General features: G+C 39.2%; 5 protein-coding genes. 1 reads left to right on the top strand and 4 read right to left on the bottom strand.

Going from position 1 to position 4084, the window contains the following annotated elements:
* Positions 1 to 100 precede the first annotated feature (100 nt).
* The gene (locus GAB14E_RS13510; RefSeq protein WP_033081990.1) at positions 101 to 1255 is read left to right on the top strand and encodes an IS110 family RNA-guided transposase; all 1155 of its coding nucleotides are present in this window, start codon (positions 101 to 103) and stop codon (positions 1253 to 1255) included.
* A 14-nt stretch (positions 1256 to 1269) separates the two neighbouring features.
* On the opposite strand, the gene GAB14E_RS25500 is transcribed toward GAB14E_RS13510, so the two are convergent.
* The 4 genes from GAB14E_RS25500 to GAB14E_RS13525 form a co-directional block, all read right to left on the bottom strand.
* Entirely contained in the window at positions 1270 to 1401 is a 132-nt protein-coding gene (locus GAB14E_RS25500; RefSeq protein WP_269429112.1) for a hypothetical protein, read from the bottom strand.
* Positions 1402 to 1661: 260 nt separating this feature from the next.
* Positions 1662 to 1982: a hypothetical protein gene (locus tag GAB14E_RS13515; protein WP_033081989.1), complete on the bottom strand. Its 321-nt coding sequence runs from the start codon at positions 1980 to 1982 to the stop codon at positions 1662 to 1664.
* A gap of 101 nt (positions 1983 to 2083) precedes the next feature.
* Positions 2084 to 2713 carry a hypothetical protein gene (locus GAB14E_RS13520; protein ID WP_033081988.1) on the bottom strand — a complete coding sequence of 210 codons (630 nt, stop codon included), beginning with the start codon at positions 2711 to 2713 and terminating at the stop codon, positions 2084 to 2086.
* Between the two features lie 136 nt (positions 2714 to 2849).
* Positions 2850 to 4030, bottom strand: a protein-coding gene (locus GAB14E_RS13525) for an IS3 family transposase (protein WP_156115705.1) whose coding sequence is annotated in 2 segments (ribosomal slippage) — positions 2850 to 3745 and positions 3745 to 4030 — 1182 coding nt in all. Because the reading frame shifts where the segments join, the coding sequence is not laid out codon by codon here.
* Positions 4031 to 4084 lie beyond the last annotated feature (54 nt).

Here is a 4084-nt window from a genome sequence, read left to right as displayed (position 1 = left end):
TAGACATAATGACTCCCACGAGGTGCTAGCCTCCAGATTCGTGGGTTAGTAAAACCAGAGCCATAATATATGTGTTAAACAATATAAACTGGAGGCTAACATGTACAAATATAACATACTTTTCATCGGCTTAGATACCCATAAAGTGTCTACCGAAGTGGCACATGTAGAAGACCAACGTGGTGCAAAACCCGTTCATTATGGAAAAATAAAAACGACCAAAGCAGCCATTACAAAATTGGCTCGGCAATATCAATCCAAATACCCACAGGCGACACTACATTTTGTTTATGAAGCAGGCCCCTGTGGTTATTGGATTTACCGATTACTGACCAGCTTGAGTCATTGCTGCTATGTCGTTGCCCCCTCATTAATTCCAAAGAAACCAGGAGATAAAGTAAAAACTGACAAACGTGATGCGTTGAAATTAACCAAACTGCTTAAGGATGAAGAATTAACACCCATATATGTGCCAGAGCCTGAAGACGAAGCAATACGCGACCTATCAAGGGCAAGAGAAACAGCGATGAAAGACTTAAAGGATGCTAAATATCAACTTAAGGCCCTATTTCTTCGTAATAACATCAGCTGTAAGGTCAACGATAATTGGTCACTTCAACACCTTCGTTGGTTGACTGAGCTCATTTTACCTCACCCAAGCCAACAAATCGTTTTGCAAGAAATGATACAAGTTATCACTGAGCGAATACAGCGAGAGAAACGACTGGCCAATGAATTATTTCATCAGGTGAAGTCGTGGCGGTTTTATCCTGTAGTTAAAGCACTTCAAGCCGTCAGAGGTGTTCGACTGCTTATCGCAACGGGTATTGTCGCAGAGCTTGGCGATTTAAGGCGCTTTGACCATCCAAAAAAGCTCATGTCGTATCTAGGATTAGTCTCAAAAGAGCACAGCAGTGGTGATAAACGGCGGTTAGGTAGCATTACCAAATGTGGCAATGGACGAGCAAGGCGTTTACTTGTTCAAGGCGCTCATACATATAAGCACAAAGCCAATATATCGACAGAATTACAAAAGCGTCAGGAAGGCTTACCCAAAGAAATTACCGATATTGCTTGGCAGGCCCAACTTAGGCTGTGCCGACGATACAATCGGCTGCTGAGTAGAGGAAAACATCGTAATGTCGTGGTGATAGCCATTGCCAGAGAGATGGCCGCTTACCTGTGGGCTATTGCCCGTGAAGTAGTCATTACGCCAGTTGATACACGATTAAGAATATCGAGAGTACCTGCATGATAAAAAGTTTTGAGTTAGCGCATTGGGTCAAGCATCGGCTGTGGCATAACCACCGAGGGCGTTAGGCTGGCAACGGTATTTATTATCGTTGAACCACGAGCATAGACTGAAATCAGGTGCCACGACGGAATAAGTAAGGTCGGCACTGCTAACCAACAGGTTAGTAATCCACGAATATCAGCATGATAACCGACGAAATTACTTGCTTCATCTATGCGTTAACTCTTTTATTTTAAAAGTAGACATTATGGCTCTAAATTAATGAGCAGGGATCGGTGTATTTAACTTGACGTGGGGAGTCATACCAACGCCCAAATAATGGGCAAATATCAGTTGGTTAAAATAAGCGACGCAGGAGCAAAAACCAACTGTTATTTGTCCTGATTAATTTGCTTGTTATGTTTACTTAAGCTCCGTTTTTACTAGCTTGGAAGCCTGTTGCAATAATTGGTAATGCAACAAGTACCACAAAAAATACAAGAGCATCAATTTTGCACTTTGCTAATTTGACTCTAACTTTTCGTGTGCCACGAAACAGTAAAACAAGATAAAGAAATAAACTCGATGAAGAAGCAAATAACCACCAAGCTAAAAAACCTTGAACCGCAGCTGTAACATTACGAAATGGAATATATGTGGTTCCAGTAAAAGCACCATATAAAAAATAAAGTACAATACAAAAAAGGAAGGCTAACAGTTGGAGATCTTCATCCTTTTTAATTTTCATCTACATCCTTGGTAAACATAACGCCTTGCTAAGCGGAAAAGAAGTGTTGGATATAATCGCGAAGCGATGGCCAACTGTTATTTTTCCGTTTAAGCAACTTGTTAGATGCGTAAAAATCGAGTTAATGATTTTGATACTACTTCCATAGCAAGCAGTATCGGATCATTACTACTAGATGTATCTTTATCTGTATGCTTATCCAGAATGCTACGAATTAATACTGAATTTTCATCTTTATCTATTTCTTCACTTAATGACTCAAGTTTAGTTATGGCATCAATTGATTCTTTGACGGCAAGCTTCAATTCTTTGTCACCTTCAATTTTATTAAGTATTAATGTCTCATGGCGTTCTAATTGACTTTTGTAAAACAAAACCATACCTGCTTTTTTAACAAATAGTTCCATTAATTTCTTTTTTCGTTCCAGATCTAGTAGTTCTTGTTCTGTTTGAGTTTTGTTTGTTTGCAAGTTTTCTAGATCTTTAGCTGCGACCATTAAGCTTTGTAACTGATCAAGTCCTTCTTTTTCAAAGTCAGTACTTTTAATTTTTCTAGTGCTTGAAAATGCTAACAAACCAACAACAGAGGCTAAGCCTGTGATAAACGAAAAATGGTTGTTATAGAAAGTAGTTAAGTCGTCTGATAGCCAGCCAGCAGAAGTAGCGATATAGCCACCAATAGAAACAACTATTAACAAAACAATTAAGATAAAAATTATTATTCTAAACATTTACACTACCTATGATTAAGAGAAGCATCTAACGCCCCACTAAGAGGCAAATAATAGTTGGCTAAAATAGAGAGCGAAGCGAACAAAGCCAACTGTTATTTGTGATCTTCCCCCGATAAAACGGACACATTTTTTTTCACGCTGCCAGGGCTTCATATTCTATTGGCGAACAATAATTTATCCCTGAATGCAGCCTCGAAACATTGTAGTATTTGTTAATGTAACTTCCAAGTGTTCCGCGCAGTTCTTTATCACTATTAAATACATTACCGCGAATAACTTCGGTCTTCATTGAATGGAAAAATGACTCCATATGCGCATTATCAGTACATTTACCCGCTCGGCTTAAGCTATGTGTAATACCTGCTCGTTTTAAAGCCGTTTGAAAAACATTACCTCGATATTCCACACCTCGGTCTGTATGCAGCATTAAACCACCTTGAGGTCTTCGGTTCTTTATTGCATTTTTTAGTGTTCGTTTGGTGACTTCCATCGTTCTCTTTTTATCTAAACTCCAGCTAATAATACGCCGTGAATATAAATCCATTATTACCGATAAATAACGCCATATACCTTTCACTTTCAAATACGTGACATCTGCTACCCATACTTTATTTTTAACCAATGGCACTTCACCATCAGGTCGTAAGTTTTTACCTGTCGTAAGGAAGCGCTTATAAAACGCAGAGCGTGTCGTCACGCGCATCACTCGAGCGACCAAGCCAAGTGCACGATACAAGCGTTCAACACGTTTTTTACCTATGCTGTATCCTTGCTTTTGCAAGGCTTTAAATATGCGGGGACTACCATAGCGTCCTTTATTCTCAGTGAATATTTGCTGAATTTTCTTTTTAAGTTCAACATCCTCTATCGCTCTAGCACTTGGTTGACGTTCACACCAATCGTAATAGCCACTTTTAGAAACATCAAAAAACTTCAGTAATCTCGTTACCTTTATGTCGGCTCTGAGTTTTTCGATGAATCGATATCGGCTTGATGTTCCTCGGCAAGAAACCGTTGCCACTTTTTTAGGATATACAGCTCCTCCTTGAGCTGTTTATTTTCACGTTCTAGTTGTTGTTCTTTGGTAAGTACTTTTTTGGCTTTTGATTGGCCAGCCACTTTTTTTCGTTTATCAGCCACAATGATCCCTTCACGATATTCTTTTCGCCATCGTGACAGCATAAACGGGTGTATGTCGAGTTTTTCAGCGACTGATTTTATTGTGACGCCAACAACATAACTTAATTGAATAGCGTTGACTTTGAAGTCATTTGAATACTTCCAAGTTCGTCTTGGATTGTTGTACTTAGGCATAAGACACCTCATCTTTAGTTAGATTTTGGTGTCCGTTTTATCGGGGGAAGATCA

This window comes from Colwellia psychrerythraea, assembly GCF_000764185.1.
Taxonomy (GTDB): Bacteria; Pseudomonadota; Gammaproteobacteria; order Enterobacterales; family Alteromonadaceae; genus Colwellia; species Colwellia psychrerythraea_B.
Note: the sequence above shows the minus strand (reverse complement) of the source record. Positions and strands in the feature narration are given on the sequence as shown.

What these genes read in the sequence shown, in the direction of transcription:
- GAB14E_RS13515 (WP_033081989.1), bottom strand. Translation starts at nt 1,982, where the DNA reads ATGAAAATTAAAAAGGATGAAGATCTCCAACTGTTAGCCTTCCTTTTT.
- GAB14E_RS13520 (WP_033081988.1), bottom strand. Translation starts at nt 2,713, where the DNA reads ATGTTTAGAATAATAATTTTTATCTTAATTGTTTTGTTAATAGTTGTT.
- GAB14E_RS13510 (WP_033081990.1), top strand. Translation starts at nt 101, where the DNA reads ATGTACAAATATAACATACTTTTCATCGGCTTAGATACCCATAAAGTG.